The organism is Brevibacterium sp. OS20 (assembly GCF_056837565.1).
The window spans coordinates 337821-351733 of record NZ_CM166367.1; the positions used below are offsets into that span (position 1 = coordinate 337821).

The window sequence follows — 13913 nt, forward strand, 5'->3', positions numbered from 1 at the left end:
AACACGACGACGAAGGATGACGATGATGTCAGAGCTCGAGAACAACCTCATCCACCGGGTGAATGTGGGCGACAGCCTCACGCGCTCGGCTGCGCGCTACCCGGCCAGGACCGCCGTGGTCGACGGCGACCGCACGTTCACCTATACGGAGTTCAACCTCTGGGTGAACCGTGTCGCCAACGGTCTGCTGTCGCGCGGATACGCCCGAGGCGACTCCTTGGCCTTGGCGGCCGGCAACAGCGCGGAGTTCCTCGCAACCTACTACGCCTGCGGGAAGATCGGGGTCGTGTGCGTACCGATCAATCTGGGGTGGCGTTCGCCCGAGATCGAACACGTGCTCACCCATTCCTCTGCCCGTGGCATCGTCATCGAATCCCAACTCGTCGATGCCATGCGCGACGCGGTGGAGGGCGCCGAGTCTGTCTCCGATGTCGTCATCGCTCCCGGTACCCAGCCGGAGGCCGGGCTCGGGCAGGGTATCGAGGGGAGGGCGTCCGTCTCGTTCGCGGACTTCGCGTCCGACTGCGAGGACGAACCGATGGTCTTCGTCGACGATCGAGATTCCCTGTCCTATCTCTACACAAGCGGGACCACCTCGGCGCCGAAGGGCGTGATGGGCAGCCACACGTCGATCTATCTCGAATCGCTGTCGATGGCGCTCGAGGCCCGTTTCGACGACACCGATGAGTTCCTTGCCATCATGCCGATGTTCCACACCGCGCAGCTCAACTGCCACTGCACCCCGGCACTGATGGTCGGAGCAGCGATCCACATCATGCGCGGATTCGACGCCGACGAGCTGCTCTCGATCATCGAGGACCGGGGGATCACTCAGCTGTTCGCCCTGCCGATGATGTTCCGACAGCTCCTGGAGCATCCGCGCATCACCGGCACCGATCTCTCGAGCCTGCGGCGGGCGCTGTACGCTATGGCGCCCATGCCGCAGAATCAGCTGGAACGCTGCATCGAGGTCTTCGACTGCGATTTCTACCTGCTCTTCGGTCAGACGGAGATGAGCCCCACCGCCACCCTGTTCAGGCCGGAGCACCAACTGTCCCACAACGGTGCGGCGGGCACGCCCGTGGCCAATGTTCAGGTGGCCATCATGGATGAGAGCGGAACGCTCCTGCAGCCGGGGCAGAGCGGCGAGATCGTCTATCGGGGACCCCATACGATGTCCGGGTACCTCGACAATCCCGAAGCGACGAAGGCGGCATTCGAACACGGATGGTTCCACTCCGGGGACATCGGACACTTCGATGACGACGGACTTCTGTGGTTCACGGATCGGAAGAAGGACGTCATCAAGACCGGTGGAGAGAATGTCGCGTCGATCGAGGTGGAGAAGGCGATCCTCGAAGTCGATTCGTCCGTTGCCGAAGTGGTCGTCGTCGGCTTGCCTCACGCACACTGGACAGAGGCGATCACTGCTTTCGTGGTCCCGATGGAAGGTGAGCGGATCGATCCCGATGCTCTCATCGCTTCCGTCAAGACGGTCATCGATCCGTACAAGGCGCCGAAGTCCGTGATCATCGTCGAACACCTTCCCAAGACTTCGACGGGTAAGATTCAGAAGCATCTTGTCAGGCACGAATTCGAAGGGCACTATGCGGGAGAATGATGGCGACCGAGACCGATGATCTGCGTGTGACTCGGTCGGGTCGCACTCGAGACCCGGGGCGAAAGGAGAAGATCATCCGCGCCTCGGTCTCACTCATCGCGGAGAACGGCTTTCACGACGTCTCGATGGCAGAGATCGGTGCGGAGGCGGGGATCGTCGGCTCCGGGGTCTACCGACACTTCGAAAGCAAGTCCGCGATCCTCGTCGAGGTCTTTGAACGTGTGATCGATTCGCTGCTGGTCGATCAGAAGGAGATCCTGGACTCCGGGCAGGAGCCGGCAGACGCGTTCGCAGGACTCATCGACGGGCAGATCGATTTCGTCGTGGGTGATCGCGCCGTGGCCCTGGTGTACCACCACGAGGTCCATAATTTGCCCGACTCTGACCGCCGACGTCTGCGCCGCAAGCAGCGGATCTATCTGGAAGGGTGGGTCCAACTTCTGCAGGAGCAGCGGCGGACTCTGGACGACTCCAGCGCGCGAACCCTGGTGCACTGCTCGATCGGTGCGATCCAGTCGACGCTCTTCCACAATGTCGGTTTAGCGGAGGAGCAGCTTCGAGACGTCCTGCGGCGTGCTGCCATTGCCGCCCTCAACTCGTGAATCCGCCGATCGTCTCCGACATCGGATGCGACGTCGGGTAGACAGTCGCGACAACAGGTCATGCTGGCGAGGTCGAAACGACGGCAGGGAAGCGTGCGAGGCAATACGATACCCCCGGAGTGAGATCGGAGTCGTGGGGCGACTCTGTTCGATCTCTGCAGCCGGGGGTACGTTGGGGATGTACCGGATATTGACTTCGAGGGGTGGTCGACGAGTCCCCGAAACGGGGCCGGGTATACCATTGAACTACGGTTTTGTTGACTATGCAACAAAAGTGTGGCAGGACACATCGACTAGCGAAGGCGGACCGATGGACGCGACGACTCCGGTGAGCAGCATGATCAGGCAGAACGGTCCGATCAAGATCGCTGCCTGGCGTCTGATGATGGAGAAGTACCAGGACTTCATGACGAGGTTCGAACACGAGTTCCGGACCCGGCACAAACTGACCGTCAATGAGTTCGACGTGCTCATCAATGCCCGACCTGAGTCTCAGGTGCGCCACCGTGACCTGCTGCGCAGCCTGGTGATCAGCCGCAGTGCGCTCAGTCGGCTGCTCGGCAAGCTCGAGGAGCGAGGGCTCGTGAGACAGGAGCCCGACCCGGAGGACCATCGCGGCGTGTTCGTCGCCCTCACCGAGGAGGGAATCCGGCTCTGCGACGAGGCGGCCGCGACGAATGCGGAGATCATCCTCGCCGGTTTTGCGGGGCTCACCGATGCCGAGGCCGACGAGATCTTCGAACTCGTCTCGAAGGTCTGCCCGGTCGAGTAGGGCAGAGGACGGCTCCGCAGACCGGGGCCGCGCTCCAAGGAGGTGCTACACCACTCCCCGCCCACTGGGAAGAGGGCTACGATGTGGCCATGAGCAACGTTGAGACCCGTCCCGAGCAGGTAGTCTGCAAGGCCGGGGGACTACCCGGGCCCTCCTGCGACCAGCAGGGACGTTCCCCAGTCGAGATCATCACCTCCCGCGACGTGCCGCTGGGTGGGCCCCGCGCGATGACCGTGCGGCGGACCCTCCCGCAGCGCCAGCGTTCTCTCATCGGCCCGTGGTGCTTCGTCGACCACTACGGCCCGGCGGACGTCTCCGTCACCGGCGGAATGGACGTCGCACCCCACCCGCACACCGGATTGCAGACCGTCAGCTGGTTGTTCCAGGGCGCCATCCAACACATCGATTCCGGCGGAAACGCGGGCCTCGTCCTGCCCGGCGAAGTCAACCTCATGACCGCAGGCGCCGGCATCTGCCACTCCGAAGTCTCGACCGACGACACGACGACCCTGCACGGCGTCCAACTGTGGCTGGCTCTGCCCGATGCCACCCGACACCAGCCCGAACGCGAATTCGAGCATTTCGAACCCGAGCCGGTGTCGCTAGACGGAGGGGAGATGCTCGTCTTCCTCGGCCGCCTCGGCGAAGGTTCCTCACCGGTGCACACGCACACCCCGCTGGTCGGCGTCGAGATACGCCTCGATCCGGGCGCAACCATCGACCTGCCCGTAGATCCGCGGTTCGAGCACGGCCTTCTCGTCGATTCCGGTGATATTGCGCTGGAGAACGTCGATCTGCCGGTCGCGGCGATCGGCTATACGGGCATCGGCGTCGAGGAGCTGCGCATCGCCAATCGCAGCGACGAACCCGGCCGGCTCATCCTCATCGGCGGTGAACCCTTCGGCGAAGAGATCGTCATGTGGTGGAATTTCCTCGGCCGCACCCACGAGGAGATCGCCCGGTACCGCGAGGAATGGCAGGCCGAAGGCGATCGCTTCGGCGCCGTCGACGGCTACGTCGGCAAGGGCGGTCCTGGTCAGAACGCCGATGGCATGGGCAGGCTCCCCGCACCGAGGATGCCCGACGTCACGATCAAAGCGCGGAGGAATCCGCCCCCGCAGGTCCAGAAATAAGGAGCGTTAACCATGTCGAAGACATTCGAAGACAAGACCGGCGCCGAGGTGACCGTGACCTTCAACGAGGACGGCCAGTCCTATGACATCGCCGTAGCCGATGGGACCGTCGCTGGGCACGCGTTCTTCCTGCCCGGACCCGACGCGGAGACCGAGCGCATCTTCCATCACACCGTCGTCGACGAGCAGTTCGGCGGTCGTGGGTTATCGAAGATCCTCGTCGCCGAGGCACTCGAGGACTCACGCGAACGCGGAGTGACCGTCGTGCCCGTCTGCCCGCTCTTCGTCAAGAAGCTGCAGGAAACCGGCGATGACTATGCGGCTCAAGGCGGTAAGTTCCGCAATGCCACCGGCGCCGATATCGACATCGTCAAGCGACAGGCGTGAGTGAGGGTATGAGCAACGCAAGTCGACCATTCATCGACAAGATCCACCCCGAGAACTACAAGGCGATGGCCCAGGCGGCCGCGAGTTCGCGGAAGGCGTCGCGCGAAGCGGGTCTTGATGACGCGCTCATCGAGCTCGTGAACACGCGGGTCTCGCAGATCAATGGCTGCCGCACCTGCCTGAGCATCCATGCCCCGGCGGCAAGGAAGGCCGGTGTCTCCCAGCTCAAGCTCGATGTGCTGCCGAGTTGGCATGAGGCCGAGATCTTCACTGATCAGGAGTTCGCGGCGCTGACCCTGGCCGAGTCGTTGACCGTGCTGGACAAGACGGAGGATCGCGATGCGATCGCCGCTGAGGTGGCGCAATTCCTGACGACCGAGCAGATCTCTGCGATCGAATGGTCGACGATCCTCATCAACGCGTTCAACCGCATCTCGATCGCCAGCGATCACCCGGTGTTCGGAGCCAAGCAGGACTGAGCCCAGGCGGCCTTCGGAGCGAAGCGAGGTTGACTCCTCGCAGGCGCAGTGGGATGTGCCGCCTCGGCGGTGTCAGTTGATGATCTCTTTGTCATCGTCCTCGCGGATGGCCGCCAGCCTCTCGCGCCACATCTGCAGGTCCTGCTCGCTCAGGCGCTTCCAGTCGGTGACCTCGCGGACGATGCGCAGGGATTCGGTGCTGCGAAAGGAACGGGTGGGGTTGCCGGGGAACTTCTTGTCCGTGACGTTCGGGTCGTCGTCGTAGTCACCGAGGGGTTCAACCTCGTAGACGTGCGGCTGTCCGCCGTTGAGGGCGGCCACCTCGGCGGCCAATCCTGCACCGTCGGGCAGGGCCGTGAAGTAGATGTGATTCATCGTCACTTCGGGTCGGTAGTTCGAAGCGAAGCCTGCGGTCAGCAGGTCGCCGGGTGCGAGTTCGGCACGGGTGCCGTGGAAGAAGGGTCCTTCATCGAGTGCGTCAGCCATGGCGTCGAATATACGCTCGAAGACTGCGAATCGGCCTCGGATTCGGCGACTAGAATGGGCCTTGAGCGGTTGATGCGGAGCGCTGCGGCGTGGATCGAAGCAGAGTCGCTTTCCGGGTAGTGAGACTTTCGTCCCGGAATGTGACGACCTCGGCCATACTCTCCTGAGCGAACGATGCCCGTGCGAACGATTCCGGCGGCGTCGACGAACCCACGTGAAGGAGCCCACCCCGCCAATGTCCGCCGAAACGACATCACAGACGAAGAACGCCGCCTCGGCGCCGACCTCACTGACCGGACGGCTCCGCCTCACCGGTCCGGGGATCGTTCTGGCGTTGGCCAGCGTCGGGGCCTCGGACATGATCACGACGATGAACTCCGGTGCCGAGTACGGGCTCGCGCTCATCTGGGTGTTCACGGTCGGCATCATCCTCAAATTCGTTCTCTCCGAAGCGGTTTCCCGGCTGCAGATGAGTGGTGACCGGTCTTTGATCTCCCACCTCACCCGGTTCGGCGGACGGACGTTCCCGGTGCTGTTCCTCATCGCAGAGCTGCTTGTCGGACTGTTCTTCGGGGCCGGTGTCATCGCGGTGACGACGACGATTCTGCAGGCGATCTTCCCTGTCCTGTCGTTCTGGCCGACCGCGATCGTCGTGCTCCTCTCCGCCGCGGTGCTTGTCGGCATCGGCCGGTACGGAATCGTGGAAAAGGCCATGATGGGCTTCGGAATCATCATGTTCTTCGGCATCCTCGCCTTGGCGATCTCCGTGTTCCAGGGCCAGGACGCGCAGGAGGTCGCCGCGGCGACGATCGTGCCGACGTTCCCGAACACCTCGATCATCACGGTGATGTCGCTCATCGGCGGAGTCGGGGGAGCGACCGGCATCCTCGCCTACTCGTTCTGGATCCGTGAGAAGGCATGGCGGACGCCTGACTGGAAGCCCGTCGTCCGGCTCGACCTGTTCATCAGCTATGGACTCGTCTTCATCTTCGCCGTGGCGATGAGCGCTGTGGGAGCCTTCATCCTCTATGGGCAGGGCTTCACGATCTCGGACAACGATGCGCTGTTCGCGATCGCCGATGACCTGGTGGGTCGGATCGGTGAAACCGGCCGGCTCGTGTTCCTCATCAGCTTCCTCGCCGTGGTGTATACGAGCGTGCTCGGCGGGTTCTCCGGAATCGCCTACGTCACCGCCGACTGCCTGCGCGTGCTGCGCCGCTACCCGCACCAGGACGAACCGGCCAATGAGATGTCGGCGAAGTCGATCGAATTCCGCGGCGTCCTCGTCTACCTCTCGATCGCAACGTTGGTCATCATGAGCCTCGGCAAACCCGTCACCCTCGTGCTCGTCTACGCAGCGATCAGCGCGTTCATTCTGCCGGTGCTCGCGCTCGCGCTGCTCGTCATCCTCAACCGCTCGTCCGTGCCGGCTCAGCTGCGCAACACGTGGTGGTCGAATCTGCTGCTCACCGTGTGCCTGGCACTCTTCGGATTCTTGGCGATCCTCCAGGTCAAGGAGTCGGTGATGGGGTTCATCGGGTGAAGTGAGGTGCACCCGACAACTGTCGGGTGTGTGCGCGAAAAGCACGATGGTCTGGCGGTAGTGCCACGGTGCCGGGGTCGGCATACTTGGTGATATGACACAACGACGGTCACGATTCGACGCGGAGCTCGCCGCGAGTCTGTCCGTCATCGGCGGAGTCTTCCCGCCGACCATCACTCCTTCGCTCATCGACTTCATGCGAGTCTCGTACGCCTCGGAGCCGCTCGCGGAGACCCTCAGCGGCCGAAGGGTCGAACATTCCGAATATCAGGTGCCGGGCCACCTCGGCGAGGACATCACCGTCTCCGTCTTCAGACGATCCGGGGACACCGGACGACGACCGACGATCGTCTACGCCCACTCCGGCGGATTGATGTTCGGCGATCGCTTCAGCGCGCTCGGACTCAACCTCGACTGGGTCGAGAGAATCGGTGCGATCCTCATCTGCCCCGAATACCGCCTGGCGCCCGAGTTCCAAGACCCTTATGCGCGTGAGGACATGTACGCCGCGCTCCTGTGGGCGGCGGAGAACTCCGACACCCTCGGCGTCGACCACGCCCGTCTCATCGTCGCCGGAGCCAGCTCCGGAGGGGGACTGGCCGCCGGAATGGCGCTGGCGGCCCGCGACCGGAGCGGACCGAAGCTCAAGGGCCAACTGCTCATCTACCCGATGCTCGACGACCGCGGCATCACACCGTCGACCCATCAGTTCGACGGCATCGGCGTCTGGGATCGGGTGAGCAACGAAACCGGATGGCAGGCGATGCTCGGCGATGACTTCCGCACCGAGGCGGTCTCGCCCTACATCGCACCATCGCGTGCCAACGACCTCACCGATCTGCCGCCCGCGTACATCGACGTGGGCTCGGCCGAGATCTTCCGGGACGAAGCCGTCGCCTACGCCTCGGCCCTCTGGAACGACGCCAGCGAAGCGGAGCTGCACGTGTGGCCCGGAGGCTTCCACGCCTTTGACATCTTCGCTGCCCATACACACCTTGCGCAAGGAATGATCAGCACCCGAATGGCCTGGATCGAGAAGCTCCTGGCCGACTGAAAGGAACATCATGTCTGAGAACACAGCTGTCAACGACGCAGTTGTCCGCGTGGCCACGAAGACCGTCGACAGCGGCGGCGTCCCAGGCGTCGTCGCCGGAGTGACCACCGACAAGGAGACCATCAGTCTCACTGCTGCAGGAGTCCGCTCCCTCGACGATCCGCAGCCGATGACCACGGACTCCGTGTTCATGATCTTCTCCACGACGAAGGCCCTGACCGGCACCGTGGCACTGCAGCTGGTGGAGTCGGGAGAGCTCGACCTCGACGCCCCGGCGAAGGACTATGCCCCAGGATTGGCCGACGTACAGGTCATCGACGGCTTCGACGACAGTGGAGAACCGATCCTCCGGGCACCCGCCAGCGAACCCACCACCAAACAGCTGCTGCTGCACACCGCCGGCTTCGGCTACGACTTCTTCAACGAGAAGTACGAACGACTCGCCCGCGAACACGGCCAGCCGAGCATCGTCACCGCCACCAGGAAGGCGTTGGAGACTCCGCTGCTGTTCGATCCCGGCACCCAGTGGGAGTACGGGTCGAACATGGATTGGGCCGGCCAAGTCATCGAAGGCATCACCGGAAAGACTCTGGGTGAGGCGATGCGCACCCGAGTCCTCGAACCGCTGGGCATGGACGACAGCACCTTCCGTCCGACCGCGTCGATGCAGGAGCGGCAGGCCACGATGCACCAGCGCACCGACGGCGAACTCGCGGCGACCGACTTCATGCTGCCCGAACCGGAGGTGGAGATGGGCGGCCACGGACTCTTCTCGACCGTCGATGACTACCTGAAGTTCATCAGGATGTGGCTCAACGACGGAGCAGCCGACGACGGAACCGTCGTCCTCCGCCCCGAAACGGTGGACATGGCCACGCAGAACCACATCGGCGATCTTCGGGTGAAACTGCTGCCCGGAGTCATCCCGAGCTTGTCCAACGATGCGGAATTCTTCCCCGGCATGCCGAAAACCTGGGGATACACGTTCATGATCAACGAGGAGGACGCCCCGACCGGACGCCCGGCCGGCGCCGCCGCATGGGCGGGTCTTGCCAACCTCTACTACTGGTTCGACCGACAGAACAAGATCGGCGGGTACTGGGCCACACAGATCTTCCCCTTCGCAGACCCCGGATCCGTCGGGGGGTATCTCGAGATGGAGACGGCAGTCTACGATGCTCTGAAAGGCTGATTCGCGACTGAGGCGAATCGCGACCGTCGGTCGACAGTCGTGGACTGCCAATCGTCGACCGACGGACGAACGAGGAGGTGGTGACGTGCAGGAGCTGCTCGGCAGGATTGCGAAGCTCGATCCCGAGGCGAGCCTGGGTCTGCGCGTCATCGCCTGCTTCGACGAACTCATGGCCGGCGAGGTCAATTCCCATGCCCTCGCCTCCGCGGCCGCGGCTCTGGCCGGTTGCCCGGCCGGCTTTCGCGGTGGGGACGGGAGCAGACAGCTGAGGGTCGACTCGGGCGGAGTCTCGATTCCGGGAGACCGACCCGCCGAGGTGGCCGCCCTGTCCCTGCCGAACGATTCCGAGGTCTGGCTCGAGCGGGAGGACGTCGCCTTGCCTAACGATGAACTCATCCTTGAGAGATTCGGGCTCGCCATCGGCGTGAGATTCGGTCTCGAACGGCAGCAGCTGGAGACCCCGCGGGACGTGGCGCTCGCCCTCGATCCTGCCGCGACGCCCGAAGACCGGAGTGCTGCCGCGGTTCGCCTCGGGCTGACGCCTGGTTCGGGATATCGAGTCCTCGCGGCCCCGCTGTTCGCCGTCTTCGAGAAACGACCCGCCGGTCCCACCGATGTCATCACCAGCGAACATGGCACTCTGCAGGTGGTCATCGTGACCGACGACACCGAGGATATCGCCGTGACACCGGCCGGACTGGGGCCGTCCGGGTTGATCGGAGAATTGCCGCGGTCACTGCGGGCAGCCGTGGTGGCACTGCGGCTCAGCCGCCCGCCCGAGGAAGGACTCGTGCGGGCGGAAAACTTCGGTGGGCTCGTCGAACTGCTCGCCGAATCATCTGACACAACCGATCCGGACGCTGCTCTGATAGACGAGATCATGGACTCGCCGTGGGCGGAGTCCACGGTGCGCGTGCTCCTCGAAGCACCGACGATCAGGCAGGCGGCCCGCGACCTCGGTCTGCACCACAGCACGGTGCAGAGCCGGGCCGAGCAGATCGAACGCTGCCTCGGCTACGACCCGCTGTCGGGCTACAACCGCACCAGGTTGGGCATCAGCGTGCTCCGGTGGCGGCTGCGCAATTCCCGGGTGCTCGAACTTCCGGGGCCCGTGGGGTGAGGTGTTCTTGGCCGCCATTTGCCCGCGGTACTCGCCTCGTGCTCACTCCCGACCGGAGCTGATCCACTGAGGGCGGCCGAGCGTGGTCGTGGTCATGAGTGGTCTCCTTGGGGTCGGTGGGCGGACGGTGCGCCGCCGTAGGTGGTGATCTTGTGCTCCGTTGTGGCCAGAGCCAGTTCAAGCTGCTGGACCTGAGCGAGGATGCTTTCGCGCTGGTCGATCATGATCTGCAGGTGTTGGGACGTGGTCGCCTCACCGGCGCGGACGAGTTCGATATAGCGGCTGACTTCGGCGATCGTGAGCTCTCGGCCGGCCGTCGGTGATGCATCGGCGGTTTCGTGTGGCGTGAAAGACAACCTACGGCTGAGAGTGCACTCGAAGTCAAAGGGCGTTCGCTCCTGCTCTGCGGCGTGAGGGCACGGGAGCGAATGCAATAGTTCCTTGACTCCCCGCCTGGGGAGTCAAGGAACTATTGCCGAATCCGGCCGTGCGTCCTACACGAAGGCAGTCGCGAAGAACGGTACGAACGTGACCAGTGCGAGTGCCGCCAACAGCACGAGCGCACTCGGCAATGCGGCCTTCGCCACACCGACGACGCTCATTCCCGACATGCCGGAGGCAACGAACAGGTTAAGTCCCAGGGGTGGCGTAATCATGCCGATCTCGAGGTTCATCACCACGATGATGCCGAAGTGGATCGGGTCGATGCCCAGCTCCATCGCGATCGGCAGCAGGATCGGGGCGAGGATGAGGATCGCCGAGGATGTCTCCATCACGCAGCCGACGAACAGCAGGAGGATGTTGACGAGGATGAGGAACTGCCACGGCTGCAGGTCCCATTCGGTGATCGTCGTCGAGATCTGTCCGGGAATCCGCTCACTGGCGAGCACGAAGGTGAAGAGAATGCCGTTGGCGATGATGAACATGACCATCGCCGAGGTCTTCACCGACGCAAGCGTGACCTCCCACAGTTGCGAGATCTTGATCTCGCGATAGATGAGCAGCGACACGACCAGCGAATACGCGACGGCCACAGCGGCTGCCTCGGTGGGGGTGAACCATCCGGAGTAGATTCCGCCGAGGACGAGGAACGGCAGGGCAAGAGCGAGAATCGCATCCCGGAATGCCTTGAGCTTGTCCTTGTTCGACATCCGGAAGCCGACCCCGGCGTGACCGTAGCCCTTCTTCCAAGCGACGAACACAGCCATGCCCAGCAGCATCACGCCGGCAAGGATGCCTGGCAGGACGCCCGCGAGGAACAGGTCGCCGATGTTCTGCTCGGTGGCGATGCCGAAGACGATGAGCGGAATCGACGGTGGGATGAGGATGCCCAACGACCCCGAGGTGGCGACGAGTCCCGTGGAGAACTCCTTCGGGTACCCGTTCTTGATCATCGCCGGAATCATCAGCGCACCGACCGCGACGACCGTGGCCGGTGACGACCCGGAGACCGCTGCGAAGAACATGCACGCGAGCACCGTGGTGATCGCCATACCGCCGCGCAGGTGCCCGACCATGGCCGCGCCAAAATCGGTCAGCCGCCGGGAGATCCCACCGCGGGACATGATGTTCGCGGCGAGGATGAAGAACGGGATCGCCATGAGCGGGAACGAATTCAGTGCATTGAACAGCCGTTCCGAAACCTGGGTCATCGGAATGAGCGTGAAGTAGTAGAAGTAGACGAGGCTCGTCAGACCCAAAGCGACCGCAATGGGCGCCGAGGTGACAAGCAGTGCGATGAGGACGACGATGAGGACGATGGTGGCTTCGAACATCAGCGATCGCCTCCCTTCTCGTCGGTCTCACCATCGCCGAGGCGGTCGCCCCCGTTGGCTCCGTCCGTGCGGTTTGTGCGGTCGCTTCCGTCATCGACGATCGCGATGTCTTCGACGTCGATGCCGACGGCGGCGGCCTCCTCGGCGAGGACATCCTTGTCGAGTTCTGTCGCAGGAGTGCGCAGGGCACGGATGGTCATCTCCACCGCCCGAATGAAGAACAGCGTCATGCCCACCGCCAGCGAGAGTTCGACGACCCACAGCGGCAGCTTGAGCGCCGGGGTGATCGTCGTCCGCGAGAACGGTTCGGTGATGAGTGCCCAGGACAGGTAGGCGATGAAGCCCGCGTAGATCAGAGTGGCCAGTCCGCCGAGGACGACGAAGAACTTCTTCGCTTTGCCCTTGAGCATTGCAGGCATGATGTCGACGGCCACATGCTCGCTGTGGCGCAGTGTGACGACGGCGCCGAAGAACGTCGAGAAGATGATGAGGTAGATGACCGCCTCTTCGGACCAGAAGAGGACGTCACCGGTGATATTGCGCAGAAGCACGGCGAAGACCGCCAAGGCGGTGGCCGCGATCAGGCAGCCGCCGGCGAGGAAGTTCTCGAGCCGACTGAGGTACTTGTCGATGGTCTTCATCATCAGCCCCTCTTCTCGTTGCGTTCGAGGAGCTCGTCGACGACCTCGGGACCGATGACGTCGCGGTACTTCTCGTATTCGGACGGCACGACCATGTCTTTGAAGGCTTGGCGCTCGTCCTTGCTCGGAATGACGATCTCCGTGTCGCCGGATTCCTCGATGGTCTTCTTCGACTCTTCGTTGACCTTCTGAGCTTCCTTGCGGTTGAATTCGCTGGCCTCATCGGCAGCCTCGTCGACTGCGGTCTGCAGGTCGTCGGGAAGCTCGTCGTACCAGCGCTTGTTCACCGTGAGGATGTAGCCGATGTAGCCGTGATCGAGTTCGGTCACGTACTTCTGGACCGTGTGCATGTTCTGCGACTGGATGTTCGAGTAGGTGTTCTCGCCTCCGTCGATGAGCCCCTGCTGCAGTCCGCTGTAGACCTCGGCGAACGCAAGCGGAGTCGGAATCCCACCCCAGGTCTCGAACTGGGTGCGCAGCACGTCTGAAGGCTGGATGCGGTACTTCTTGCCCTTCATGTCTTCGGGTTTCAGCGTCTTGTTGTTCGAGTGGATCTGCTTCATCCCGGAGTCCCACAGACCGAGGACTTTGAGCCCGTTCTCCTCGAGATCAGGGTTCGCGTAGATCGCCTTGCCGATCTCCGTATCAGGACTGGCGACTTCGGGGATCTCGTCCGGTTCGTCGAAGATGAACGGCAGGTCGAGAACCTGCAGGCTCGGCGCGATCGTCGTGAACTTCGCGCTCGCCGGAGCCAGCATCTGCACGGCATTGGACTGGATGGCCTGCATCTCGTCCTTGTCGCCGTAGAGTTCCGAGTTCGGGAACACCTCGACCTCGATGCGGCCACCGGACTTCTTCTCGACCTGTTCGGCGAAGAAATCGGCAGCCAATCCCTTCGGTGTGCCCACCGAGGTGACATGGGCGAAGCGCAGTTCGAATCTCTGTTGATCTCCGTTGCGGGCGGGATTGCATCCGCTCAGCAGCAGGAGGCTTATCGAGAGGCCCGCGATGAGCGGCTTCCACCTCGGTCGTCTCATTGACGTCATCGTCAGCTCCAGTCTGGTTGGCCAGGGGCGAAGCCGATCGGGAACGCGTGTGCGGACAGGCG

The 13913-nt window shown here is 63.4% G+C and carries 15 protein-coding genes; 10 read left to right on the plus strand and 5 right to left on the minus strand.

Going from position 1 to position 13913, the window contains the following annotated elements:
* The first annotated feature begins 25 nt into the window (after positions 1-25).
* The 6 genes from ACVZTU_RS01510 to ACVZTU_RS01535 all read left to right on the plus strand — a co-directional run bounded on the left by ACVZTU_RS01510 (position 26) and on the right by ACVZTU_RS01535 (position 4994).
* A complete protein-coding gene (locus ACVZTU_RS01510) occupies positions 26-1621 on the plus strand; it encodes an AMP-binding protein (RefSeq protein WP_482401199.1) in 1596 nt (531 codons plus the stop codon).
* Positions 1621-2223, plus strand: a complete 603-nt coding sequence (locus tag ACVZTU_RS01515) for a TetR/AcrR family transcriptional regulator (RefSeq protein ID WP_482401200.1) — start codon at positions 1621-1623, stop codon at positions 2221-2223. Before ACVZTU_RS01510 ends, ACVZTU_RS01515 begins: the two co-directional genes overlap by 1 nt.
* Positions 2224-2533: 310 nt before the next feature.
* A complete protein-coding gene (locus ACVZTU_RS01520) occupies positions 2534-2995 on the plus strand; it encodes a MarR family winged helix-turn-helix transcriptional regulator (RefSeq protein ID WP_482401201.1) in 462 nt (153 codons plus the stop codon).
* Positions 2996-3084: 89 nt separating this feature from the next.
* Positions 3085-4128, plus strand: a complete 1044-nt coding sequence (locus ACVZTU_RS01525) for a pirin family protein (protein ID WP_482401202.1) — start codon at positions 3085-3087, stop codon at positions 4126-4128.
* A gap of 12 nt (positions 4129-4140) precedes the next feature.
* Positions 4141-4515 carry a GNAT family N-acetyltransferase gene (locus ACVZTU_RS01530; RefSeq protein WP_482401203.1) on the plus strand — a complete coding sequence of 125 codons (375 nt, stop codon included), beginning with the start codon at positions 4141-4143 and terminating at the stop codon, positions 4513-4515.
* Between the two features lie 8 nt (positions 4516-4523).
* On the plus strand, positions 4524-4994 hold the full coding sequence (locus ACVZTU_RS01535; protein WP_482401204.1) for a carboxymuconolactone decarboxylase family protein: 471 nt from the start codon (positions 4524-4526) through the stop codon (positions 4992-4994).
* A 72-nt stretch (positions 4995-5066) separates the two neighbouring features.
* On the opposite strand, the gene arr is transcribed toward ACVZTU_RS01535, so the two are convergent.
* Positions 5067-5480: an NAD(+)--rifampin ADP-ribosyltransferase gene (gene arr, locus ACVZTU_RS01540; protein ID WP_482401205.1), complete on the minus strand. Its 414-nt coding sequence runs from the start codon at positions 5478-5480 to the stop codon at positions 5067-5069.
* Positions 5481-5715: 235 nt separating this feature from the next.
* On the opposite strand from arr, the gene ACVZTU_RS01545 reads away from it, so the two are divergent.
* The 4 genes from ACVZTU_RS01545 to ACVZTU_RS01560 all read left to right on the plus strand — a co-directional run bounded on the left by ACVZTU_RS01545 (position 5716) and on the right by ACVZTU_RS01560 (position 10389).
* Positions 5716-7023 (plus strand): Nramp family divalent metal transporter, encoded by a 1308-nt coding sequence (locus tag ACVZTU_RS01545; RefSeq protein WP_482401206.1) that lies wholly within the window; start codon positions 5716-5718, stop codon positions 7021-7023.
* 94 nt (positions 7024-7117) lie between these two features.
* Entirely contained in the window at positions 7118-8077 is a 960-nt protein-coding gene (locus ACVZTU_RS01550; RefSeq protein ID WP_482401207.1) for an alpha/beta hydrolase fold domain-containing protein, read from the plus strand.
* Between the two features lie 10 nt (positions 8078-8087).
* On the plus strand, positions 8088-9269 hold the full coding sequence (acmB, locus tag ACVZTU_RS01555; RefSeq protein ID WP_482401208.1) for a methyl acetate hydrolase AcmB: 1182 nt from the start codon (positions 8088-8090) through the stop codon (positions 9267-9269).
* Positions 9270-9354: 85 nt separating this feature from the next.
* Complete coding sequence (locus ACVZTU_RS01560; RefSeq protein ID WP_441438955.1) at positions 9355-10389, plus strand: helix-turn-helix domain-containing protein; 1035 nt, start codon at positions 9355-9357, stop codon at positions 10387-10389.
* A gap of 92 nt (positions 10390-10481) precedes the next feature.
* Here ACVZTU_RS01560 and ACVZTU_RS01565 read toward each other — a convergent pair whose 3' ends face one another.
* The 4 genes from ACVZTU_RS01565 to ACVZTU_RS01580 all read right to left on the minus strand — a co-directional run bounded on the left by ACVZTU_RS01565 (position 10482) and on the right by ACVZTU_RS01580 (position 13842).
* On the minus strand, positions 10482-10745 hold the full coding sequence (locus ACVZTU_RS01565; RefSeq protein WP_482401209.1) for a MerR family transcriptional regulator: 264 nt from the start codon (positions 10743-10745) through the stop codon (positions 10482-10484).
* 138 nt (positions 10746-10883) lie between these two features.
* On the minus strand, positions 10884-12164 hold the full coding sequence (locus ACVZTU_RS01570) for a TRAP transporter large permease (protein WP_482401210.1): 1281 nt from the start codon (positions 12162-12164) through the stop codon (positions 10884-10886).
* The gene (locus tag ACVZTU_RS01575; protein WP_482401211.1) at positions 12164-12808 is read right to left on the minus strand and encodes a TRAP transporter small permease; all 645 of its coding nucleotides are present in this window, start codon (positions 12806-12808) and stop codon (positions 12164-12166) included. The genes ACVZTU_RS01570 and ACVZTU_RS01575 overlap by 1 nt, the downstream gene beginning before the upstream one ends.
* Positions 12808-13842 carry a DctP family TRAP transporter solute-binding subunit gene (locus ACVZTU_RS01580; RefSeq protein ID WP_482401212.1) on the minus strand — a complete coding sequence of 345 codons (1035 nt, stop codon included), beginning with the start codon at positions 13840-13842 and terminating at the stop codon, positions 12808-12810. Before ACVZTU_RS01580 ends, ACVZTU_RS01575 begins: the two co-directional genes overlap by 1 nt.
* Between the last annotated feature and the right edge of the window lie 71 nt (positions 13843-13913).